Below are 22,954 nucleotides of genomic sequence, written 5' to 3' on the forward strand. Positions count from 1 at the left end.
CCCCGCCAAAGGGCCCCCGCAGGGATCAGGCGCGACCGGTGAATTCCTTCACCATGCGGCGCGCGATGATCATCTGCTGGATCTGGCTGGTGCCTTCATAGATCCGCAGCAACCGGCTGTCGCGGAACAGACGCTCGATCGGGTATTCGGCCATATAGCCCGCCCCGCCGTGGATCTGCAGCGCCCGATCCGCCACCCGGAACGCCATTTCCGAGGCAAAGAGCTTGGACGAAGACGCCATCAGCACCGCCTGACCTTCGCGGTCATAGGCCTCGGCGGTGGCGCGGACCAGGTGGCGGGCGGCCAACAGCTCGGCCTGGCTTTCCGCCAGCATGCCCTGCACGAACTGGTGTTCGGCAATCGGCACGCCGAACTGCTTGCGGTCGATGGCATAGGCGGTGGCCACGTCCAGCATCCGCTGCGCCGTGCCCACGGCGATGGACGACACATGCACGCGCCCCCGGTCCAGCACCTTCATCGCGGTGCGGAAGCCCCGGTTCAGGTTCTGCGGCCCGCCGATGATCGCGCTTTCCGGCAGGCGCACGTCATCAAAGATCACGTCCGACGTCTTGGTGCCGCGCTGCCCCAGCTTGCGGTCGGGTTTCGCCACGGTGATGCCGGGCGTATCCGCAGGCAGCAGGAAGGCCGAGACACCATCGCCCCCCGGACGATCCGGGTCGGTCCGGGCAAAGACGGTGAAGACCCCGGCGCGCACCGCATTGGTGATGTACCGCTTGGTGCCGTTCAGAACGAAATCCGTGCCGTCGCGCCGCGCGGTGGTCTTCAGATGGGCCGCGTCCGATCCGATGTCCGGCTCGGTCAGGGCAAAGCTGGCGATCATGTCGCCGCTGGCCAGATCGGGCAGATACTGCGCCTTCTGCGCGTCGGTGCCATCCATGACGATGCCCTGCGACCCGATGCCCACATTGGTGCCGATCAGCGACCGGAAGGACACCGAGGCATAGCACAGCGCCTCGACCAGGCGGCTTTCCTGCAGCGTGGTCAGGCCCAGCCCGCCGTGCTCTTCCGGGATCGACAGGCCGAACAAGCCCATTTCGCGCATCTCCTGCACGATCTCTTCGGGGATCTCGTCTTCTTCCTCGACGCGGGTTTCGGCCGGGATCAGGCGTTCGCGGACAAAGCGCTCGACCGTGTCGAGAAGCTGGCGGAAGGTATCGTCGTCAACCATGGGGGTCCTTTCAGGCTGTTGCGGTCCGGCGCATGCGGTGCAGCGCGAAAAGCGCCAGGGCCACCGCCACGCCGATCAGATCGGTCACGGGTTCGGGGTAAAGGGACAGAAGCGCGGCCAGGATCACCACGACGCGTTCCGCCGCGTTGATCCGCCCCGAGAAATACAGCCACCCGGACAGGCCCGCTGACAGCAGAACCACCGAGAAGCCCGCGGTCGCCACCGCCTGCAGCACGTGCATCGGATCGCCCTGGCCGATCAGCGCAGGTTCCAGCACGAAGAAGACCGGCAGGATGAACAGGATCAGCCCAAGCCGCATGGCGGTGAAGCCGGTCTTCATCGCATCGGCCTTTCCGACCGAGGCGGCGGTGATCGCGGCCAGCGCGACGGGCGGGGTGATATAAGACAGCATGCCCCAGTAGAGGATGTACAGGTGGCTTGCCATCGGGTTCAGCCCGGCCTGAACCAGCGCCGGGGCCAGGATGATGGCCAGGAAGACATAGCAGGCCGAAACGGTCATCCCCATGCCCAGCACGAAGGATGTCATCGCACCGTACAGCAGCAGCAGGTAGACGTTGCCGTTTGCATATTGCACCAGCTCGCGGGCAAAGGCCGACCCGACCCCGGTGATCGACAGCGCGCCCACCACAAGCCCGACACCGGCCAGGATGCCGATCAGCTGGGCCAGGGCGACGCCGCTTTCCTCGATGATCTTGGTGACGGCCAGGACGCGCGGGCGGAAATAGGGGTCCAGCAGCGCGCCGACGATCATCACGCCGGTCGCGTACCAGGGCGCATAGCTTTCCAGACGCAGCACCAGCAGCACGTAGATCAGCACCGCCAGCGACAGCACGAAGATCCAGCTTTGCCGCAGCACCGACCGCCCCGAGGGGATGTCGGCCTCGTCCGCGCCCTGCAGGTCCTTGCTGGCCGCATAGCAATCGGCCTGCAGCAGAAGCGCCGCGTAGAACAAAAGAGAGGGGATGACGGCGGCGGCGATGACCTCTCCGTAGGGGACGGCCAGGAAGGTCGCCATCAGGAAGGCCGCGGCCCCCATGATCGGCGGCATCAGCGTCCCGCCCGTCGAGGCGCAGGCCTCGACCGCCGAGGAGTAATGCGGCGAGTAACCGGCCTTTTTCATCGAGGGGATCGTGAAGGTCCCGGTGGTGATGATGTTCGACACCACCGACCCCGACAGCGATCCGAACAGGGACGAGGCGACGATAGCCACCTTGGCGGGCCCGCCCCGTGTCCGGCCCAGCAGCTTCAGCGCCAGGGCCATGAAGAATTCGCCCCCGCCCAGCAGCGCAAGCACCACGCCGAAGATGATGTAGCCGATCAGCAGGTCGGCCACGACGCGGAAGGGGATGCCGATGATGGATTCCGTGCCAAGCGCATGGGCCGCCACCAGCCCCGACCAGCTGAACTGGTTCCCCCAGAGCACGCCGGGCATGGAATCCGCGATCATCGGGTAAAGCCCGAAGACCGCGCAGACCACCGCCAGCAACAGCCCGGCACAGCGGCGCACGCCCTCGATCGACAGGACGAACAGGATCGACGCCCCGACGGTCGGCCAGAAGGGGGCAGCAAAGGACCAGCCCGCCGTCATGATCCGCCGCGCCTGGAAGGCCAGGTAGGTACAGATCACCAGCGCCGCCACGGCCATCGCCCAGTCCATAAGCCACAGCCACATCGGCCGGTCGCGCCGGTCGGCCGGGAACCGCAGGAAAACCACGGCCAGAAAGACGCCCAGAAGCGCATAGTAGAAGGCCGAGGTGATCGGCCGCATCCCCGGCGCGATGATCGGCAGGGTCTGCACCATGGTCATGGCGATGCCGACCACCGACAGGGCGATCACGACGACGCGCGACAGGCGCATCATGGCGGTGTCGGCGGGGGCCGGTGCTTGTGGTGCGGTCTCGGGGATCTGCTCGGAAAGGCTCATGACGGGGTCATCCTATGGGCAGGGCCGGCCCGCCGTCTGGCAGGTCCATCGGGCGGGTCGGCGCAGGCTGCATCAGGACCGCCCCGCGCGGAACGCGGGACGGCCATGGATCAGGTCGGATCAGGCGGCGATCACAGGGCCGCCGTGGCCTTGGCGCGGGCCTCGTCCCAGGCGGCGGCAAACTCGGCCTCTCCCAACCCCTTGTTCGCGGCCAGGAAGTCGGGCCAGGCGGCGGTCAGGGCCTCGATCTCGGCGACTGAACGGTCGTTCCAGGCCTGCTGTTGGTCCGACCACTGGCCGATTTCCTGCAGGTAGCGGATCGCGCCTTCGTGCAGGGGGGCGTCCATCGGCGTGGTGCCGGACATCTTGATGCCCCATCTTTCCATGATCGGCGCGGCGTCCTTGTAGCCCGGATAGCTTTCGTCCAGCGCCTTGAGGAAACCGTAGGTCATGTCGGGATCCGCATCGTGCATCACCGTGACCATCGGGTATTTATAGGCCACCACGTCCACCGGATCCTTGCCGGTGACGCCGACGCCGATGGTTTCCCGGAACGGAGAGAAGATCGGTGCGATCTTGTTCATGTTGTCCCAGGCTTCGGCGTCGTTCGGATCGAAGGACAGCCAGCGGATGCCGCGCGGGCTTGCCTCCAACTCGGTCAGGGCAGACGACGTCAGGGCAGAGCCCGCCGCATCCGCCTGGCCCTGGGTCAGGGACCGCAGCGTGTCGCCGTAGGACGGGAATTCGATCACCTCGACGTCGTCGCGGGTCAGCCCCTTGGAGGCCAGCATCGTGTCGACCTTCACCGAGACCGAGGGGTTGGCCGCCGCATAGGCGAACCGCTTGCCGCGCAGGTCCTCGATTTTCTCGATACCGCTTTCCTGGGTGACCACGATGCCGAAGCTGGCGGGGCGGCCACAGATCGTGCGCAAGTTCTGCGGACCCCAGTCGGGCGTCGCGAAATCAAAGATGCCGCGGGTGGCAAAGAACAATTCATTGGCCAGCCAGGCGGTGCTGGCCTGGCCCATCTTCAGCGGGATGATCCGCCCCACGCCCGACCCCGAGGGCAGCAGCCGCACGCGGGTGCCATAGTTCTTGATCATCGCATCGGCGATCGCCGTCGCCTCGACATAGCCGGTGGATCCGACGTCGTAGGTGCTCCAGATCATGGTGTCGGGCAGGCCCGCGGGCTTGTCCTGCGCCCGCAGGACCGCGGGGGCCATGGGTGCGGCGGCCGCCGCCCCGAGAAGCGCCATGGTCTGGCGTCTGTTCAACTTGGTCATCTTTATTCTCCTCCCTGAGAACGGGCCAGTTGCCTGGCCGTGATGGCCGCCGTGGCGGGGTCCTCTTCCCCTAGCGGCCGATGAATCCTGGTGGACGCTTTTCAAGAAAGGCGCGCCGGGCCTCGTCGTGGTCTTCGGTCGCGAACAGCGCACCCTGCGCTTCGCGTTCGTCGGCAAGCACGGCCTCCAGGTCACCGTGATGCCGGGTGATGATGCGGCGCATGTGGCCGCCGGGAAGGGGGGCTGCGGGCACCAGGGTCCGTGCCTCTTGGGTGGCCGTGGCGATCAGGTCTTCGTCCGTCCCAGTTGCGGCCAGCACATCGGCCAGGCCCATGTCGACGGCGGCTTCTCCCCGAACCTCGGTGCCCTGTTGCAGGAACCGCAGCGCCCGCGCTGCGCCGATGCGCCGGGGCAGGGACCACATGGCCCCCATGTCCGGCACCAGGCCGACACGACCGAAGCTGGCGCAGAACCGCGCGCCGGGGGTGGCGACCACGCTGTCGCAGCACAGCGCCAGCGACATGCCGCCGCCATAGGCCACGCCATCGACGGCCGCGACGACCGGTTTCGGGCCAAGCGCGATCAGCCGCACAACGTCATGCACCACGTCCAGCCGGGTCAGCGCGATGTCGACCGGCTGGCCCATGCCCTTGATGTCGCCGCCGGCGCAAAAACAGCCGCCGGACCCGGCCAGCACGATGCTGCAGACGGCCGGATCCTCGTGCGCGGCGCGCAGGGCATCGCGCAGCTCGGCCCGCATCTCGTCGCTAAGCGCATTCCGGCGTTCGGGCTGCATCAGGCGAAGGATCCGGACCTCTCCGTCTTGGGTAAGGTTCAGGCAGTCGGTGGTCATCGGGTCAACGCTGCCCCGTGCGGCAGATGTGTTGATTCTGTGCGTCCGGGCGGGGTCCGCATGTGAAATTCCTTTCAATAGCAATGCGTTGCCTCTGACCTATGATTGGAATCGTTTCCAGAGGGGCTTGCGTCATGTCGGCCATTCTGTATAACGAATGGCATTCGGACAAGAGAAAAATCTAATGAAGACCTCGGACCCCCAGAAATTCGTCGGCGCCGTCGAGAACGCGGTGAAGATCCTGCGCCGCCTGGCCCAGGTGCCCGCGCCCGAGGGCGTGGCGATCGTGGCGCGGGAAACCGGGCTGAACGTCTCGACCACCTACAACATCTTAAAAACGCTCGCAAAAGAGGGGCTGGTCACCTTCGATGAACGGACCAAGGGCTATGCCATCGGCATGGGCGTGCTGGAGCTGGCCGCACCCATGCTGGGCCGCAACCCGGGCGATATGATTCGCCCGGTGATGGAGCGGATCTCGAGCGAGCATTCGGTTCTTGTCGCGCTTTGGACCATCACGCCGAACGGGCGGATCGTCCTGTCGGACCGGATCTCTCCGTCTGACGTGGTGCGCGCCGACATGCAGCCGGGATCGCGTCTTCCGGATCTTGTGGGGGCCGTCGGCCGCTGCGTTGCCGCCGCCCGCGACATGGACAAGGACAGCCTGCGCGACGCCTATGGCCGGCTGCGCTGGCAGCGCGCGCCCGGCTTCGACGCCTACTGGGACGAGGTGCAGCAGGCCAAGATCGACGGCTACGCCTTCGACTTCGGTCAGCTGTTCCGGGGCCTCAGCATCGCCGCCGTGGTGATCCGCGACATCGAGGGCACGCCCCGCCTGGGCCTTTCCACCATCAGCATATCCGACCAGATCGAAGAAGCCGCCCTGCGCGACGCCGCCATGGCCCTGCGGTCGGCAAAGACTTTCATCGAATTGAACGTATTCGGGCGGCGCGACAGCTAGCACCGCCAGGGGGGAGAACAGATGACACAGCACAGCGCGGCCTCGCTCGGGGCCTTTTTCGCGCCGCGCGCCATTGCGGTGATCGGGGCATCGGACAACCCGACGCGGATCGGCGGGCGTCCGGTGGATTTCTGCAAGGCCGCAGGGTTCGACGGGCCGATCTATCCGGTCAACCCGACCCGCGACACCGTGCAGGGCCTGAAGGCCTGGCCCGACATCGAGGCGATCGAGGGCGAGGTCGACCTGGCCGTCCTGGCCATTCCCGCCGCCCGCGCCGAAGAAACGCTGGAGGCCTGCGGGCGCAAGGGCGTGAAGGCCGCCGTCATCTTCTCGGCCGGGTTTTCCGAAGTGGGCGAAGAAGGGCGCGCCGCGCAGGACCGTCTGCTGGCCATCGCCGCGCGCTATGGCATGCGCATCCTGGGGCCCAATTGCCTGGGCTGCTATTCCTCGGCCTCCGGGGCCTGCGCGACCTTTACCACCGGGCTTGAAGGCGGGATGCCGCGCCGGGGCGGTATCGGGCTGATCACCCAGTCCGGGGCCTATGGCACCCATCTTCTGTCGATGGCCAAGGCGCGGCGCCTGGGCGTTGCGGGCTGGGTGTCCACCGGGAACGAGGCCGACATCTCGGTCGCGGAATGCCTGGAATATATGGTCGAACAGCCCGAGATCACGGCGATCGGCATGTACATGGAAGGCGTCAACGACGCCCCCCGCCTGATCCGCGCCCTGTCCCGCGCCCGCGATCTGCGCAAGCCAGTCACCATCATCAAGGTCGGTGCATCCGAGGTCGGCGCCGCCGCCGTGCAATCGCACACCGCGTCCCTTGCCGGGTCGGATGCCAGCTTTCAGGCGGTGATCGAGCAATACGGGGCCGTGCGCGCCATGACCACGGAAGAGATGTTCGACACGCTCTACGCCGCATCCGTCGCGCCGATGCCCAAGGGCAAGCGCCTGGGGATCCTGACCGTGTCGGGCGGGGCCGGGGTGCTGATGGCCGACGCGGCCGAGCTGCGCGGCATGCAGGTGCCGGCCATGCCCGAGGCGTCCGTCACTAAGTTGCTGGAACGCAATCCCTTTGCCTCTCCGCGCAACCCGGTCGACATCACCGCCCATGCGCTGAACGATTTCGACCTGATCCCGGAAAACCTGGCCGAAATGATGCGCACCGGCGGCTACGACGCCTACACCGGGTTCTTCACGTCCTGGACCAGTTCGCCGGTGATCGGGCCGAAACTGCGCGATGTGCTGTTGCAGACGCTCAAGGGGGCGGAGCTGCCCTTTGCGGTGATCGGCCTGTTCAATGACGAACAGGCGACCGCCTACGAGGATCAGGGCCTGCTGACCTTTGCCGACCCGTCGCGCGCGGTCACGGCCCTTGCCACCATGGCGCAGCTGGCCGAAGGGTTCGACCGTGGGGCCGAGGGCACGCCGCCGGTGATCGACGACACCGATCTGACGGGCACCCCCACGGATGAGGCCGGTGCCAAGACCCGCCTGGCCGAGGCCGGCATCCCCATCCTGCCCGAACGCGTTGTCGGCACCGCCGACGAAGCCGCCGCCGCCGCGCAAGAAATGGGCCTGCCGGTGGTTCTGAAGATCGTGTCGCCCGACATCGCTCACAAGACCGAGGTCGGCGGCGTCGCCCTGAACCTGGGCGATGCCAAGGCGGTGCGGGATGAAGCCCGGCGCATGCTGACCGATATCCCGACGCTGTGCCCGGGCGCGCGGATCATGGGAATCCTGGTGTCGCCCATGGCAGGGGCCGGGGTCGAACTGATCGTCGGCACGCAGCGTGACCCGGTCATGGGCCCCATGGTCATGGTCGGGCTGGGCGGTGTCCTGACCGAGGTGCTCGAGGACGTGGCGCTGGCCCATGCCCCCGTCAGCGAAGCCCAGGCGTTGCAGATGCTGGCGCGTTTGCGCGGGGCCAAGCTGCTGGACGGCTACCGCGGCGAACAGCCCGTTGATCGGGCGGCCATCGCGTCGGTGATCGCGCGGCTGTCGGTTCTGGCGGCGGCGAATGCCGACACCATCGACAGCATCGAAATCAACCCCCTGCTGGCGCGCCCCGAAGGCGCGGTCGCGCTGGACGCGCTGATCCTGCCGGTCGCGGCACAGGACGTCCCCCAGGACGGAAAGGACAAGACATGAGCGACCCGATCTGGACCTACGACCGTTTTGAGCCGGGCCAGTCCTTCGGAGAGGTGACGATCCCGCTGGACACCGAACGCACCGACGGCTGGGCCGCGATCTATGGCCCCCCGACCGGCCCCGATGCGCCTGACGGCATGATCGTCGCCGGCATGATGGAGGCCTATATCCGCGCCATCCAGCCCCGGCCAAAGGGCAATGTGCATGCCTCTCAGACACTGGCCTTCACCGGGGCCACCGTGCCGCTTGGCGCCAAGGTCACCTATCACGTCTCGGTCCGCGACAAGGCGCTGAAGAAGGGCCGCAACTGGGTGACCTTTTCCTTGCGCGCCGAAGCCGCCGGGCAAGAACTGATGACAGGCGAGATCCTGTCGATCTGGGCTGCCTGAGGAGCACCGCGATGACCTATCCCGACACGATCCCCGCCCTCACCATCCAGTCCACGCCCGAGGCCGCGCAGGCCTATGCCGCGCTGACCCAGGACTGGAACCCGATCCACCTGGATGCGGATTTCGCCGCCGACACGCCCTTTGGCCGACCGATCGCCCATGGCACCATGGCGCTGAACCTGCTGGTCGAGGCGATCGCCCGCGCCGGCCTGCGGATCGCCGATCTGGACATCCGCTTCAGCGCGCCGACCTACGTGGGCCAAAGCCTGACCGCCACGGCCCGCCACCAGGGTGCCGGCAGCTACGAGGTCACCGTGCTGGCCGAGGGCGAGACGCCGGTGCTGACGGGACGCGCCACCCTGAAGGCCCGCGGCTGATGGCCTATCTGCGCGCCGCCCATGCGACCGCCTTTGGACGCCACGAAGGCGCGGACCCGCTGTCGCTGATGGCCGATGCCGCCGACCGGGCGCTGGATCAGGCGGGGATGGAGAGGGGGCAGATCGACGGGCTGATCTGCGGCTATGCCACCACGCTGCCGCACCTGATGCTGGCGACGCTCTTTGCCGAAGGCTACGGCCTGTCGCCCACCTATGCCCATGGCATGCAGATGGGCGGCGCGACCGGGGCGGGCATGGTGCACCTGGCGCAGATCCTCGTGTCCTCGGGCACCTGCCGCAATGTGCTTGTGGTTGCCGGGGAAAACCGGCTGACCGGACAAAGCCGCGATACATCTGTGCAGACGCTGGCGCAGGTCGGCCATCCCCAGGCCGAGGTGCCCGCCGGGGCGACCGTGCCCGCCTATTACGCCCTGACCGCCGCGCGCTATCTGCACGATACCGGGGCAAGCCAGGCGGATCTGGCCGAACTGGCGGTGCTGATGCGCCGCCACGCCGCGACGACGCCGGGGGCCCATCTGACCGCGCCCCTGACGGTCGCCGATGTCACCGCCTCCCGCCCCATTGCCGATCCGCTGAAGCTGCTGGATTGCTGCCCGATCTCGGACGGCGGCGCGGCGGTCATCGTTTCGTCCACGCCCGGGGATGGCCCGGCGGTGAAGATCACCGGCGCAGCCCAAGCCCATACGCATCAGCACATCAGCGAAGCCCCCGACGACCTTGCCCTTGGCGCGCGCCAAAGCGCGGCCCGCGCGCTGGAGATGGCCGGGGTGGGGATCGGCGATATCGGCTATCTCGCCGTCTACGACAGTTTCACCGTGACCCTTGCCTTGCTGCTCGAGGCGCTTGGGATCAGCGCCCCGGGGCAGGCCGGACGCGATGCCGCCGCCGGGCGCTTTGACGCGGCGGGGGCGCTGCCACTGAACACCCATGGCGGGCTTCTGTCCTATGGCCATTGCGGCGTCGCCGGGGCCATGGCGCATCTGGCGGAATGCTTTGCCCAGATGACCGGCCAGGGCGGGGCGCGGCAGATCCCGACACGACCCGCACATGCCCTGATGCATGGCGACGGCGGTGTTCTGTCCTCGCATGTGTCGCTGGTGATGGAGGCCCTGGCATGAGCGCGATCCAGATCCAAAGCTGCCCGGCCTGCGACACCCACTGGTTTTTGCCGCGCGACCGCTGCCCCCGGTGCAGCGGGCCGGTCCAGACCCTTGAAAGCACCGGCCTGGGCCGGGTCTTTGCGGTCACCACCCAGCACCGGGCCCCCGCGCGCGACTTCCCCGTCGCGCCGCCCTGGCGGATCGGTCTGATCGACCTGGACGACGGGGTGCGCGTCATGGGCCACCTGGATGCGGAGGCCGTGATCGGCGCGCGCGTCCGGGGACAGATGCGCGATTTTGCGGGGGCCCTGGTCCCCGGCTTCGACACACTTGGAACATCGTAGAAAAGGACGGATGCCATGGACGGACTTCTGAAAGACAAGGTGATGCTGGTCACCGGCGCAGGCGGCGGCATCGGGCGGGACATCGCCCTTGCTGCGGCGCGGGCCGGGGCGGCGGTCGTGGTCAACGACCTCGGGGCCAGCCTCAAGGGGGACCGCGAAAACTCCGGGGCCGCCGACAAGGTCGTGGCCGAGATCGAGGCCGAAGGCGGCCGCGCCATCGCCAACGGGGGATCGGTCAGCGATCCCGACGCCGCGCGCCAGATGGTCAAGGACGCGGTCGAGGCCTTCGGGCGGCTGGACGCTGTGGTCAACAACGCCGGAATCCTGCGCGACGGCTTCTTCCACAAGATGACCTACGAGGATTTCGATGCCGTGGTGAAGGTGCACCTGTATGGCGCGTTCAACACGTCCCGCGCGGCGGCCGACCAGTTCCGTGAACAGAACGGCGGGGCGCTGATCCACATGACCTCGACCTCGGGTCTGATCGGCAACCTGGCGCAGGCGAATTACTCCGCCGCCAAGCTGGGCATCGCGGCGCTGTCGAAATCCATCGCCCTGGACCTGGCGCGCTGGAACGTGACCTCGAACTGCATCGCCCCCTTTGCCTGGAGCCGCATGACCTCGTCCATCAAGGTCGACAGCCCCGAGCAAGAGGCGCGGGTGAAGAAGCTTCAGGAAATGAAGCCCGCCAAGATCGCGCCGCTGGCCGTCTACCTGGCCTCGGACCGGGCGCGCGACGTGACCGGACAGGTCTTTGCCTCGCGCAACAACGAGCTGTTCGTGATGAGCCAGCCGCGCCCCGTCAAATCGGTCCACCGGGCCGAGGGCTGGACGCCCGAGACGGTGGCCGATCACGCCATGCCCGCCCTGCGCGCCGGGTTCATGCCGCTGGACGTGTCGGGCGACGTCTTCAGCTGGGACCCGATCTAAGGAGCCATCCATGCCCAAACGCAAGGACAAGCTGACCTCGAACATCGGGTGGAGCATCTCGGACCAGATCAATGTCCACGGGCTCGACCTGCCGTCCGAGATCCTGGGCCATGTCAACCTGGGCGACATGGCCTTCATGCAGGTGACCGGGCGGCGGCCCGATCCGGCGGAATCGGTGGTCTTCAACGCCATCGCCGTGACGCTGGTCGAACACGGGATCACGCCATCCGCCCTGGTGGCGCGCCTGACCTACATGGGCGCGCCGGAATCGCTTCAGGCCGCCGTGGCGGCGGGGCTGTGCGGGTTGGGCACGGTCTTTGTCGGCTCGATGGAGGGCGCGTCGCGCATGCTCTACGCCGCGCTGCCCCGGGACCAGGCGGGGCAGGGCGCTGACCTCGGGGCCATCGCGGATGACGTTGTGTCCGACCATGTCGCGGCGGGCCGGATCGTTCCGGGTCTGGGCCATCCGGTGCACAAACCGGTCGATCCCCGCACCCCGCGCCTGTTCCAGATCGCGGCCGAGAACGGCAAATCCGGCGACTACGTCCGCTTGATGCAGCTGATCCAGGAGAAGGCCGAGGCCCAGTCGGGCCGGCAACTGCCCATCAACGCGACCGGGGCCATCGGCGCGATCTGCTGCGAATTCGGTTTCCCGCAAGAGATCATTCGCGGCTTTGGCGTCATGGCGCGGGCGATCGGCCTGGTCGGTCACATCCTCGAGGAAACGCGCGACCCAATGGCCTACGAGATCTGGCAGCGCACCGAAGAAGAGATCCTGGCCTCCTCCGGCCCGGATCGCGGGTAATCCCGACTGGCCCGGGGGGCGGTTCTCTGAACCCACCCCGGGCCTTTTTTCCCGACAGTCCAAGTCAATCGCCGGGCGAGCCCGGGGCGACGCCCTGCGTCGGGCCGAGTGAGCATTTCGAACCATGGCCGCAAAAGCAAAAGCCCCGCCGGACTGGGCGGGGCTTTCGAATGTCTTGGTCCTGCTCTGAAGATCAGGCGATCTTCTTGCCCTTGTGCGGGGCCCACAGACGCTTGTTCGTCAGGTAAAGCAGCGCGCCCAGGATGACCAGGAAGACCACGCCGACAAAGCCCGCGTGCTTGCGCGCCATCATCTTCGGCTCGGCCGCCCACATCAGGAAGGCCGCGACGTCTTCTGCTTCGTGGTGCAGATCGTTGGCGTGACCGTCGGCGAATTCCACGTCCTCGCCCGCCAGGGGCGGGGCCATTGCGATCCAGCCGCCGGGGAAGGCGGTGTTCTCGTAATAGGTGGTGCCGGCTTCTTCCTTGGTCTCGCCGGTGTAGCCGGCCAGGATGCTGACGATGTACTCAGCGCCGCCCATGCCTTTGAACAGCTGGTTCAGACCCAGGCCATAGGGCCCGTGGAAGCCCGCGCGACCCTTCGCCATCAGCGACAGGTCGGGCGCGTTTTCCAGGTTGGACACCGGGAAGTGGTCGGCCGGTTTCGCCGGACGGAAATCGTCCAGCTCTGCGTCGAAGACCTCGAAGTTCTGGGCCGCATAGGCGCGGACCTGATCTTCGGGCAGATGCGGGCCACCTTCGTCGGCAAGCGTCCGGATCGGCACATAGCGCAGACCGTGACAGGCCGAGCAGACCTCGGTGTAGATTTGCAGGCCGCGCTGAAGCTGGTTCTGGTCAAAGGTGCCGAACGGCCCCTCGAACGAGAAATCCACGTCTTCGATGTGGCCTTCGCTACCTGCCGCCTGGGCGGCACCGGCCGAAAGGGCCAGTGCTGCAAGGGCAGAGATGGTGAACTTGCGGAACATGATCTCTGTCCTTTCCTTATTCGGCGGGGGTCTTGTTGCCGTAGTGCGCTTCGAAGTCTTCTTCGATGGACGCGGGCTGCGGCAGCGGTTTCTCGATCACGCCGAGGATCGGCAGGATCACCAGGAAGTAGGCGAACCAATAGGTCGAGCCGATCAGCGAGATGGTCGAATACGGCGGTTCAGCCGGCATCGCGCCACACCACATCAAGACCACGAAGTCGATCAGCAGCAGGTAGAACCACCACTTGAACATCGGGCGATAGCGACCGGACCGCACCGAGGAGGTGTCGAGCCAGGGCGTCAGCGCCATCACGGCGATGGCCGCGAACATGGCCAGCACGCCGAAGAACTTCGCGTCGACGATGCCGCCGGTGATCCAGCTTGCCGCCATCACGATCCAGACGTCGCCGGTGAAGGCACGCAGGATGGCGTAGAAGGGCAGGAAGTACCACTCGGGCACGATATGCGCCGGCGTCGAAAGCGGGTTCGCTTCCAGGTAGTTGTCGGGGTGGCCCAGGTAGTTGGGCATGAAACCGACGATGGCGAAGAAGATCACCAGCACGACGACCAGACCAACGAGATCCTTGATCACGAAGTAGGGCCAGAAGGGCAGGGTGTCTTTCTTGGCTTCTTCCTTGGACCCGCGACGGACCTCAACACCCGTGGGGTTGTTGTTGCCGGTCGAGTGGAAGGCCCAGATGTGCACGATCACCAGGCCCGCGATGACGAAGGGCAGCAGGTAGTGCAGCGAGAAGAAGCGGTTCAGCGTGGCGTTGTCCACGGCGGGTCCGCCCAGCAGCCAGGTCTGGATCGCTTCGCCCACGAAGGGGATCGCGCCGAACAGGCCGGTGATCACGGTCGCCCCCCAGAAGGACATCTGACCCCAGGGCAGAACATAGCCCATGAAGCCGGTCGCCATCATCAGCAGGTAGATGATCATGCCGATGATCCAGGTGATTTCGCGGGGTGCCTTGTAGGACCCGTAGAACAGACCGCGGAAGATGTGGATGTAGACCGCAAAGAAGAACAGCGATGCGCCGTTCATGTGCAGGTAGCGCAGGAAATGGCCGCCGTTCACGTCACGCATGATGTGTTCGACCGACGCGAAGGCCAGGTCCACATGCGGGGTGTAATGCATCACCAGGACGATGCCGGTGACGATTTGCAGCGCCAGGCAGAAGGCCAGGACGATGCCCCAGATCCACCACCAGTTCAGGTTCTTCGGGGTGGGAATCATCAGGGTGTCATAGAGAAGGCCGATGATCGGCAGGCGGGAATGGACCCACTTTTCGCCTTTGGTCTTCGGTTCGTAATGATCGTGGGGAATACCGGACATTGCTATCTCCCTCAGCCCAGAACGATCTCGGTGCCCTCAAAGCGGGCAACGGGGACGGGCAGGTTTTGCGGCGCGGGGCCTTTGCGGATACGACCGGCAGTGTCGTAGTGAGAACCGTGACAGGGGCAGAACCACCCGCCGAAGTCGCCGGCACCGTCGCCCAGGGGCACACAGCCCAGGTGCGTGCAGACGCCCATCATGACCAGCCACTCTTCGCTGCCTTCGTCATTGGCGAGGGCGCGGTTGGGGTCGGTCGCGGGGGAACCGGCGTCGATATTGGCGTTGCGCGCTTCCGGGTCGGGCAGGCTGGTGACGTCGACGGCATTGGCTTCGTCGATCTCTTCCTGCGTGCGGCGGCGGATAAACACCGGCTTGCCAAGGAACTTGACCGTCAGCTGCGTGCCGGGCTCGACGCCTGACACGTCGACGCGGATCGAGGCAAGCGCCTGAACATCGGCCGAGGGGTTCATCTGGTTCACGAGCGGCCAGACAGCCGCGCCCGTTGCGACGGCACCTGCACCTGCGGTGGCATAGTAGAGGAAGTCCCTCCTGGTGCCTTCGTGGTCTTCTGCGTGGGACACGAGGTTTGCTCCATCATTCGGCCTGTCGGCCCGGATACGAAAACTGGGGCCGGACCTTGCAGTCCTGCCTCTCCGAGCCGGTGTTTAACCGCCGATTTCCGTGCCGTCCAGCATACAATGGGCTGTCTCAAGGGGGGGCGCGCATCTGTCGCGCTTGAGAAGGCCCGCCCCAAGGTGTAGGCAGGTCCCCAGATAATGGCCGGAAGATCAGGCCTTAAGACATTGGCCGCAAGGATCGGACGGGATCATGCTGAAGACACGCCCCACACAATCGACACCTCAACCGACCAGGGCATCGGCCTCTCGCCGCTTGAACGGCCGCACGGGCCAGGGCCTTGCCGCCATCGCCGGTGCCGCAACCCTTGCCGCCGGCCTGACCCTGGCCGCCCCCGCCCGCGCGGAAATGGAGCTGAACTTCTACACCGGCTACCAGACCGCGCCGCACAGCCGCGTCACCGGCACGCGCGGCGCATCCTCGGGCAGCACCAGCTTTGACAGCCTGATCGGCTGGCAGGGCAAAAGCTTTTCCGCACCGCCCTACTACGGCCTGCGCGCCACCTGGTGGCGTCCGTCGAACGTGGGCTTCGGGCTGGAATTCTCGCACAACAAGGTCTACGCCCCCGCGGCCGAGATGCCGGCCGGCTTCTCCCGCCTGGAATTCACCGATGGTCTGAACATCATCACCGCCAATATCTCAAAGCGCTGGCCCGGTGCCTGGGGCGGGTCGATCACGCCCTATGTCAGCGGTGGCCTTGGGATCTCGATGCCGCATGTGGACGTGACCGAAGGCACCAACGTGACCTATGGCTACCAGGTGACCGGTGCCGCCGCGCGCGTGACCGCCGGGGCCAAGTACCAGCTGAACGACCGCTGGTCGATCTTTGGCGAATACCAGTTCACCTGGTCGCAGAACTCGGCCGACCTGGCCGGCGGCGGCAATCTGAACACCCGGATCTTCACCAACGCGCTGAACATCGGCGTCGGCTTCAGCTTCTGACGCAGGGGTCCGGATAGCCCGGATAACATCTTTATTTAAAATGCAAAAAGCGCCCGATCATTCGGGCGCTTTTTCGTTGTTCCAAAGGCTGTTCCAATGGCCGCGGCTCAAGCCGGGGGCTGGCTGCCCTGCATCGACGGACGTGCCGCGAATCCCTCGAACCACTTGGCCAGCTCTGGGGCCTCGGCGCGCCAGTTGCGGTCGTTGTGGCGGTAATCCACGTAGGCCAGCGCACAGCCGACCCCGATCTGTGCCGCATCCAGCGGGCCATTCAGATGCCCCATCCAGCGCTCTTCGATCGCCTTGATCGCGCCAAGCGCCTTGCCCCATTGCGCCTCGATCCAGCCGTCGAAAACCTTGTCCTCGGGGCGGACGCGGTGTTCGTAGACCATCAGCACGGCGGCCTCCATCAGCCCGTCTGCGGTGGCTTCCAGCGTCAGCACCTCCCAGATGCGGGCCTCCGGGTACAGGGACCCGCCCGCCACCGCGTCAAGATAACGGGTGATCACCCGGCTGTCATAGATCGCCGGGCCGTCGTCGCGCACCAGGCAGGGCAGCTTGCCCAGGGGGTTCGCCGCCTTCAGCGCGCCGTCGGTCGCCACCGGCGTGGTCGCGGTCGCGATGACCTCGATGCTCTCGGCGATCCCCAGCTCTTGCGCGGCGACCATGACCTTGCGCACGAACGGCGAAGACGGTGAATGGAATAGCTTCATCTTTCTCTCCCTGTTCCGGGCCTTGCTGTCCCAAAGACGGGCAATGGCCCTTTGCGCGCAGCCTATGCCGCGCCGCGCGCCCCTGTCCATCGCCCGCGGACGCCGCGCCCCGCCAACCCGGGCTTGCCCGCCCGCAATGGCACGGCACCTGCCTCAGATCGGCTTTGCCTGGCGCATCAGCTGCGCCAGCACCTCGACCTCGGATCCCAGTCCGGCCTGCGCCAGCCCCTCGGCTGCGGCCAGCCGCGCCGCCTCGGGCTTGTGCTGGGCCAGCTTCCAGGTGCCGTCCACGTCTTCGATATACAGGCGGAAGGGCAGGATGATCCGCATCAAGCGCGCCAGCGCCTCGGGATCGACCTTGTCGATCTTCCAGACCGGCTTTGGGGCCAGCCGTTCCTCGAAATGGTCCGACAGCCGCTCCAGCACCTCGCGCAGCGCCTCCGGGGGCAGCGGCTCCAGCCTCCCGGTCAGATGCACCGAGACATAGTTCCAGGTCGGCACCTGGTCCTCGATCCCGTACCAGTCGGGCGAGATGTACCCATGAGGCCCCTGCACGGCCAGGCGTGCGGGAATCGCTTCGCGTGCCGCCCGCGCCACCGGGTTCGACCGCATCAGATGAAGATCCACGTGGTCGCCCTCGATCACGAAAGGCACATGTGCCAGATGCGGCGCGCCCCCGGGATCAGACGCGGCCAGCACACCGAATCCCGTCTCGGCGGCAAAGCCCAGCCAGTCGTCGCGGCTGCCCACATGGTACATAGGATTGGGATGCATGGCGCGGCCCCCCTGATCATCTTGCCAGAAATACTCTCGCCGAAGGCATCGACGGTCCGGGCAAGACTAGCGCCGGGGCAGGGCGCTGTCGCGATCAGATGTCACGCAAACAATGACTTTCCGTCATGCGAGGATATCCGCGCCGTGATGATCTGCCCCTCGGGCATGTCCCGGTCGAACCGCACCTCGGCGAATTGCTCGGTCCGGCCCATGCGCGGGCCTTCCATCAGGATCACCTGGTCGCGTCCGACTTGGGCGTCCAGATGCGCCTGCACCCGCAGATCCCCCGCCGCCCGCAACCGGGCCGCGCGGTCCTTGATGGCCGGGCCGCGCACCTGCGGCATCTTGGCCGCCGGGGTGCCGGGGCGCGGCGAATAGGGGAAGACATGCAGCCAGGTCAGCTGACATTCCTCGACCAGCTTCAGAGAGTTCTCGAACATCTCTTCGGTCTCGGTCGGGAAACCGGCGATGATATCGGCCCCATAGGTCATGTCGGGGCGCAGCTTCAGCGCCTCTTCGCAGAAGCGGATGGCGTCATCGCGCAGGTGACGGCGCTTCATCCGCTTGAGAATCATGTCATCCCCCGCCTGCAGCGACAGGTGAAGATGCGGCATCAGGCGCGGCTCGGTTGCGATGGCCTCCATCAGCGCGGGATCGGCCTCGATCGAATCGATCGAGGAGATCCGCAACCGCGGCAAATCCGGCACCAGCTTCAGGATGCGCCGCACCAGGTCACCAAGCGGCGGCGTCCCTGGCAGGTCATCCCCCCAGGAGGTCAGATCAACCCCGGTCAGCACGACCTCGTTGAATCCGCGGTCAACCAGACGCTTGATCTGGTCCACCACGACCCCGGCGGGAACCGATCGCGAATTGCCCCGGCCATAGGGGATGATGCAGAAGGTACAGCGGTGGTCACAGCCGTTCTGCACCTGCACATAGGCCCGGTGCCGCCCGAAGCCGTCGATCAGGTGCCCCGCGGTCTCCGTCACCGACATGATGTCGTCGACGATCACGCGCTCGGTCTGGCCGATCAGGTCGGGGGCGAATCCCTTCCAGGTCTCGGCCTGCATCTTCTCGGAATTGCCGACCACGTGGTCGACCTCGGCCATGGCGGCAAAGGTTTCCGGTTCGGTCTGGGCGGCGCAGCCGGTCACGATGATCTTGGCGTTCGGATTGTCGCGCCGCATCCGGCGGATGTCCTGGCGCGCCTTGCGCACGGCCTCGGCCGTGACGGCGCAGGTGTTCACGACGATGGCGTCCTCGACCCCGGCGGCCTCGGCCAGTTCCTTCATCGCTTCCGTCTCATAGGCGTTGAGCCGGCAGCCGAAGGTTTCAAAGATCGGCGGCTTGGTCATTCCAGCCCACCCAGAAGCTTCGGCGACAGCACCGCCTCGAACACATGGGCCACGGGGCCTGTCATCCAGACGCCTTCGTCGGTCCAGTCCAGTTCAAGCCAGCCGCCGTCGACCTCCATACGGATGTGCCGGTCGGTCAGGCCGCGCTGCGCGCCCGCCACGGCGACGGCGCAAGCGCCCGAGCCGCAGGCCAGGGTGATTCCCGTGCCGCGTTCCCAGACCCGCATCCGGACCTCTCCGCGCGACCGCACCTGGACGAATTCCACGTTGGTCGCCTGCGGGAACAGGGGATCATGTTCGACCGCCGCGCCACGCGCCGCCACGTCGACCGCGGCGATGTCATCGACAAAGAAGACCGCATGGGGGTTGCCCATGCCCACGGCCACCGGGTCGCCCTCCAGCGGCAGATGCTGCTGATCGACCGCGTGCGACAGCGGGATCTGCGCCCAGTCCAGCACCGGCGCGCCAAGGTTCACCCAGACAGCCTGACCGCGCATCTCGGCCCGCAGCACGCCGCGGGCGGTGCGGATGGTCACCCGGTCGCGCCCGGTCTCGCCCATCCACAGCGCCGCGACACAGCGGGTGGCATTGCCACAAGCCCCGGCGCGGCTGCCGTCGGAATTCCAGAAGTCCAGCTCGATGTCCGTATCCACGCCGTCGCGGATCTCGGCCAGCTGGTCAAAGCCCACGCCGCGATGCCGGTCCCCCACGGCCTTCGCCAGGGCAGCCGTGCACACCGGGGCCATGCCCCGGCTGTCGAGGATGACGAAATCGTTGCCGGCCCCATGCATCTTGCGAAAGGGCAGACCGTCGGAAGGGATCGGGCGTGTCTGCATCCCCCGCATATAAGGCGCATCGCGCCTGTAGAAAAGGCCGCAGAAACCGCTGTGCCCCCAGGGTGTCACCCTGCGCTGACAGGGCCCGGGTCGGGGGTGAAAAGCCGACGTTGGGGAAGGGGTCAGGGAATTTGCAGATTTTTCGCAAAAAATCCGGGAAACCGGGTTGACCCCCCGCGAAGGCATATCTAATAGGGCGGCTCTAGAGTGGGCCGTTAGCTCAGTTGGTAGAGCAACTGACTTTTAATCAGTGGGTCGCAGGTTCGAATCCTGCACGGCTCACCACTGAACCTCCCTTAGTGGAAATTATTCAATGACCTCGCCGGTTTGGCGGGATGTCTGCGATATGCCTCTGCCCGCGAATTGGGCCCTTTCCCGACATCCGACCGATGCAAGCGCGGCTTTCCCGTGGCGCGGCACCTGTCCGGATGACAGCCCCGCGTCGCCGGGCTAGGCTGGATGCCGCACGACACCAAGGGGCCATCCGCCATGTTCGACCTAATCATCCGCAACGCCACCCTTCCCGACGGTCGCACCGGACAGGACATCGCCGTCCGCGAGGGCACCATCGCCGCGATCGAGCCGGGAATCACCGCCGACGCCGGCGAGGTGATCGATGCGGGCGGGCTTCTGGTCACGCCGCCCTTTGTCGATCCGCATTTCCACATGGACGCCACCCTGTCGCTTGGGCTGCCGCGGATGAACCGCTCGGGCACGCTTCTGGAAGGAATCGCACTGTGGGGAGAGCTGCGTCCGACCCTGACCAAGGAGGCGCTGATCGACCGGGCGCTGCGCTACTGCGATCTTGCGATCTCGAAGGGGTTGCTGGCGGTGCGCAGCCATGTCGATGTCTCGGATCCCCGCCTTGTCACCGCCGAGGCGCTGCTTGAGGTCCGCGATCTGGTCGCCCCCTATCTTCAGCTGCAGCTGGTCGCCTTCCCGCAGGACGGATACTACCGCGAGCCCGGCATCACCGAGGCGCTGACCCGCGCGCTCGACATGGGGGTCGAGGTCGTCGGCGGCATCCCGCATTTCGAACGCACGATGGAAGACGGGGCCCGCAGCGTCGAGGCGCTGTGCCGGATCGCCGCCGACCGGGGGCTGCGCGTCGACATGCATTGCGACGAAACCGACGATCCGCTGTCGCGCCACGTGGAAACGCTGGCCGCCCAGACCGTGCGCTTCGGCCTTCAGGGCCGGGTCGCCGGATCGCATCTGACCTCGATGCATTCGATGGACAATTACTATGTCTCGAAACTGCTGCCCCTGATGGCCGAGGCGCAGATGGCCGCGATTCCCAACCCGCTGATCAACATGATGTTGCAGGGTCGCCACGACACCTATCCCAAGCGGCGCGGCCTGACGCGCATTCCCCAGATGCTTGAAATGGGGATAAACGTCGGGCTGGGGCAGGACTGCGTGATGGACCCCTGGTATTCCATGGGCACCGGCGATCTGCTGGACGTGGCCCATATGGCTGTGCATGCGACCCAGATGGGGTCCATCGACGACAAGCGGGCGCTGTTCGACGCGGTCACGGTGAATTCGGCCCGCATCATGGGGCTTGAGGGTTATGGGCTGGAGCCGGGCTGCCACGCCGACATGGTGATCCTGCAGGCCACCGACCCGGGCGAGGCGATCCGCCTGCGCCCCAACCGGATCAAGGTGATCCGCCGTGGCAAGACCATCGCCGAAACCGCGCCCGAGGTCTCGACCCTGATGCTTGATGGGCGGCCCGGCCAGGTCGATCCGGCGGCTTATGCACCCAAAGCGGCCCAATAGCGCAGGCGGGAAGGGGGGCGTCGCGACGGCCCCGATCTGCCCCAAGGGAAGTTCAATTTGACCAACTGGTCAGAAAATGCCCAATATCGCGGCACTCGCTGCCTAACGATCGGGCAATCCTTCATGGCTGCGCTTGACAGACGGGCGGATGCGCCCGCCAAATCCGGGTAGCCATTCACTTGGACAACACGACCGCCCGGGCTGCTCCGGGCAAACAGGGACAAGGACCATTCCGATGACTTCGATCAAGATTAACCGTCGCCGCCTGCTGGGCACCGGGACCGCGCTTGGCGCAACCACGCTTTTCGCCCCGTCGCTGCTGCGCGCCGCGACCCCGCTGAAGGTTGCGGGCATCCATGCCTCTCCGGTTGAAAACACCTGGAACTCGGTCCTGCACGCCGCGATGCTGGCCGCGCACGAAGATGGCTCGATCGAATACACCTTCTCGGAAGGTGTGTCGGGCACCGATTACCCCCGCGTGATGCGCGAATACGCCGAGGCCGGCAATGCGCTGATCGTCGGCGAATCCTACGCGGTCGAGCGTGAGGCGCGCAGCGTCGCGGGCGATTATGCCGATACCGCCTTCCTCATGGGGTCGTCGGGCGAAGCGGCGGGCGACAACTTTGGCGTCTTCGGCACCTGGAACTGGGAAGCCGCCTACCTGTGCGGGATGCTGGCCGGTGCGATGACCGAAACCGGCACCGTCGGGTCCGTCGGCGCGATCCCGATCCCCGAGGTCAACATGCTGATCAACGGCTTTGCCGACGGCGTGAAGGCCACCAACCCCGATGCCAAGCACCTGGTCAGCTTCATCGGCACCTTCTTCGATCCGCCCAAGGCGCGCGAGGCCGGGCTGGCCCAGATCGACAGCGGCGCGGACATCCTGTTCGGCGAACGCATCGGCACGGCGGATGCCGCCAAGGAACGCGGGATCAAGGCCGTCGGGTCCATGATCGACTACACGCCGCGCTACCCCGAAACCGTCTTTGCCAACGCGCTGTGGTCCTTCCGGCCGCTGCTGGATGCTGCCGTGGCCGATGCCGCCGCGGGCACCCCGACCGGCAAGAACTACACCCCGCTCAGCCTGATGAAGGACGGCGGCAACGACATCTCTTACGTCGAAGGTGCGGCCCCGGCCGAAGCCGTCGCCAAGATGGAAGAAGTCCGCGCCGCGATCATGGCCGGCGAATTCGAGGTGCCGCGCAACTTCGACGAACCGAAGTAAGCCAAAGCGATTGACGACCTGCTCG

General features: G+C 66.5%; 22 protein-coding genes and 1 tRNA gene. 12 read left to right on the top strand and 11 right to left on the bottom strand.

Annotation, left to right across the window (positions count from 1 at the left end; genetic code table 11):
* Positions 1 to 25 precede the first annotated feature (25 nt).
* From BMX99_RS00765 to BMX99_RS00780, 4 genes are all read right to left on the bottom strand, one after another.
* Positions 26 to 1,189 carry an acyl-CoA dehydrogenase family protein gene (locus BMX99_RS00765; RefSeq protein WP_093445901.1) on the bottom strand — a complete coding sequence of 388 codons (1,164 nt, stop codon included), beginning with the start codon at positions 1,187 to 1,189 and terminating at the stop codon, positions 26 to 28.
* Positions 1,190 to 1,199: 10 nt separating this feature from the next.
* Positions 1,200 to 3,134 carry a TRAP transporter permease gene (locus BMX99_RS00770; RefSeq protein WP_212632883.1) on the bottom strand — a complete coding sequence of 645 codons (1,935 nt, stop codon included), beginning with the start codon at positions 3,132 to 3,134 and terminating at the stop codon, positions 1,200 to 1,202.
* A 131-nt stretch (positions 3,135 to 3,265) separates the two neighbouring features.
* Positions 3,266 to 4,417, bottom strand: a complete 1,152-nt coding sequence (locus BMX99_RS00775; RefSeq protein ID WP_093445903.1) for a TAXI family TRAP transporter solute-binding subunit — start codon at positions 4,415 to 4,417, stop codon at positions 3,266 to 3,268.
* A 70-nt stretch (positions 4,418 to 4,487) separates the two neighbouring features.
* Positions 4,488 to 5,270, bottom strand: a complete 783-nt coding sequence (locus BMX99_RS00780; RefSeq protein ID WP_093445906.1) for an enoyl-CoA hydratase/isomerase family protein — start codon at positions 5,268 to 5,270, stop codon at positions 4,488 to 4,490.
* A gap of 184 nt (positions 5,271 to 5,454) precedes the next feature.
* On the opposite strand from BMX99_RS00780, the gene BMX99_RS00785 reads away from it, so the two are divergent.
* The 8 genes from BMX99_RS00785 to BMX99_RS00820 are packed head-to-tail and all read left to right on the top strand — an operon-like array spanning position 5,455 to position 12,345.
* A complete protein-coding gene (locus BMX99_RS00785) occupies positions 5,455 to 6,228 on the top strand; it encodes an IclR family transcriptional regulator (protein ID WP_170848807.1) in 774 nt (257 codons plus the stop codon).
* A gap of 21 nt (positions 6,229 to 6,249) precedes the next feature.
* Positions 6,250 to 8,379 carry an acetate--CoA ligase family protein gene (locus BMX99_RS00790; RefSeq protein ID WP_093445912.1) on the top strand — a complete coding sequence of 710 codons (2,130 nt, stop codon included), beginning with the start codon at positions 6,250 to 6,252 and terminating at the stop codon, positions 8,377 to 8,379.
* Complete coding sequence (locus BMX99_RS00795; RefSeq protein WP_093445914.1) at positions 8,376 to 8,768, top strand: hypothetical protein; 393 nt, start codon at positions 8,376 to 8,378, stop codon at positions 8,766 to 8,768. The genes BMX99_RS00790 and BMX99_RS00795 overlap by 4 nt, the downstream gene beginning before the upstream one ends.
* Before the next feature lie 11 nt (positions 8,769 to 8,779).
* Positions 8,780 to 9,145, top strand: a complete 366-nt coding sequence (locus BMX99_RS00800) for a MaoC family dehydratase (RefSeq protein ID WP_093445916.1) — start codon at positions 8,780 to 8,782, stop codon at positions 9,143 to 9,145.
* On the top strand, positions 9,145 to 10,284 hold the full coding sequence (locus tag BMX99_RS00805) for a thiolase family protein (RefSeq protein WP_093445919.1): 1,140 nt from the start codon (positions 9,145 to 9,147) through the stop codon (positions 10,282 to 10,284). Before BMX99_RS00800 ends, BMX99_RS00805 begins: the two co-directional genes overlap by 1 nt.
* Positions 10,281 to 10,610 (top strand): Zn-ribbon domain-containing OB-fold protein, encoded by a 330-nt coding sequence (locus tag BMX99_RS00810; protein ID WP_093445922.1) that lies wholly within the window; start codon positions 10,281 to 10,283, stop codon positions 10,608 to 10,610. The genes BMX99_RS00805 and BMX99_RS00810 overlap by 4 nt, the downstream gene beginning before the upstream one ends.
* Positions 10,611 to 10,625: 15 nt before the next feature.
* Positions 10,626 to 11,540 (top strand): SDR family NAD(P)-dependent oxidoreductase, encoded by a 915-nt coding sequence (locus BMX99_RS00815; RefSeq protein WP_093445925.1) that lies wholly within the window; start codon positions 10,626 to 10,628, stop codon positions 11,538 to 11,540.
* A gap of 10 nt (positions 11,541 to 11,550) precedes the next feature.
* Positions 11,551 to 12,345, top strand: a complete 795-nt coding sequence (locus tag BMX99_RS00820; RefSeq protein WP_093445927.1) for a citryl-CoA lyase — start codon at positions 11,551 to 11,553, stop codon at positions 12,343 to 12,345.
* A 193-nt stretch (positions 12,346 to 12,538) separates the two neighbouring features.
* On the opposite strand, the gene BMX99_RS00825 is transcribed toward BMX99_RS00820, so the two are convergent.
* The 3 genes from BMX99_RS00825 to petA are packed head-to-tail and all read right to left on the bottom strand — an operon-like array spanning position 12,539 to position 15,247.
* Positions 12,539 to 13,330 (bottom strand): cytochrome c1, encoded by a 792-nt coding sequence (locus tag BMX99_RS00825; protein WP_093445930.1) that lies wholly within the window; start codon positions 13,328 to 13,330, stop codon positions 12,539 to 12,541.
* Positions 13,331 to 13,346: 16 nt separating this feature from the next.
* Complete coding sequence (petB, locus tag BMX99_RS00830; RefSeq protein WP_093445932.1) at positions 13,347 to 14,666, bottom strand: cytochrome b; 1,320 nt, start codon at positions 14,664 to 14,666, stop codon at positions 13,347 to 13,349.
* Positions 14,667 to 14,677: 11 nt separating this feature from the next.
* Positions 14,678 to 15,247 carry a ubiquinol-cytochrome c reductase iron-sulfur subunit gene (gene petA / locus BMX99_RS00835; protein WP_093445935.1) on the bottom strand — a complete coding sequence of 190 codons (570 nt, stop codon included), beginning with the start codon at positions 15,245 to 15,247 and terminating at the stop codon, positions 14,678 to 14,680.
* Between the two features lie 247 nt (positions 15,248 to 15,494).
* Between petA and BMX99_RS00840 the strand changes: the two genes are divergently transcribed.
* Positions 15,495 to 16,244 (top strand): outer membrane protein, encoded by a 750-nt coding sequence (locus tag BMX99_RS00840; RefSeq protein ID WP_093445938.1) that lies wholly within the window; start codon positions 15,495 to 15,497, stop codon positions 16,242 to 16,244.
* A 107-nt stretch (positions 16,245 to 16,351) separates the two neighbouring features.
* On the opposite strand, the gene BMX99_RS00845 is transcribed toward BMX99_RS00840, so the two are convergent.
* The 4 genes from BMX99_RS00845 to dapF all read right to left on the bottom strand — a co-directional run bounded on the left by BMX99_RS00845 (position 16,352) and on the right by dapF (position 19,922).
* Entirely contained in the window at positions 16,352 to 16,957 is a 606-nt protein-coding gene (locus BMX99_RS00845) for a glutathione S-transferase (RefSeq protein WP_093445941.1), read from the bottom strand.
* A gap of 153 nt (positions 16,958 to 17,110) precedes the next feature.
* Positions 17,111 to 17,731, bottom strand: a complete 621-nt coding sequence (locus BMX99_RS00850; protein WP_093445944.1) for an FMN-binding negative transcriptional regulator — start codon at positions 17,729 to 17,731, stop codon at positions 17,111 to 17,113.
* Positions 17,732 to 17,832: 101 nt separating this feature from the next.
* Complete coding sequence (gene mtaB, locus BMX99_RS00855) at positions 17,833 to 19,086, bottom strand: tRNA (N(6)-L-threonylcarbamoyladenosine(37)-C(2))-methylthiotransferase MtaB (protein WP_093445947.1); 1,254 nt, start codon at positions 19,084 to 19,086, stop codon at positions 17,833 to 17,835.
* Positions 19,083 to 19,922, bottom strand: a complete 840-nt coding sequence (gene dapF / locus BMX99_RS00860; RefSeq protein WP_093448360.1) for a diaminopimelate epimerase — start codon at positions 19,920 to 19,922, stop codon at positions 19,083 to 19,085. Before dapF ends, mtaB begins: the two co-directional genes overlap by 4 nt.
* Before the next feature lie 209 nt (positions 19,923 to 20,131).
* Between dapF and BMX99_RS00865 the strand changes: the two genes are divergently transcribed.
* From BMX99_RS00865 to BMX99_RS00875, 3 genes are all read left to right on the top strand, one after another.
* Positions 20,132 to 20,207: transfer RNA gene (locus tag BMX99_RS00865), tRNA-Lys, on the top strand.
* A 204-nt stretch (positions 20,208 to 20,411) separates the two neighbouring features.
* On the top strand, positions 20,412 to 21,704 hold the full coding sequence (locus BMX99_RS00870; RefSeq protein WP_093445950.1) for an amidohydrolase family protein: 1,293 nt from the start codon (positions 20,412 to 20,414) through the stop codon (positions 21,702 to 21,704).
* A 235-nt stretch (positions 21,705 to 21,939) separates the two neighbouring features.
* The gene (locus tag BMX99_RS00875) at positions 21,940 to 22,929 is read left to right on the top strand and encodes a BMP family protein (protein WP_093445953.1); all 990 of its coding nucleotides are present in this window, start codon (positions 21,940 to 21,942) and stop codon (positions 22,927 to 22,929) included.
* Positions 22,930 to 22,954: the final 25 nt, after the last annotated feature.

Origin of the sequence: Pseudooceanicola nitratireducens (assembly GCF_900109195.1) — a bacterium.
In the GTDB taxonomy this organism is placed as follows: domain Bacteria; phylum Pseudomonadota; class Alphaproteobacteria; order Rhodobacterales; family Rhodobacteraceae; genus Pseudooceanicola; species Pseudooceanicola nitratireducens.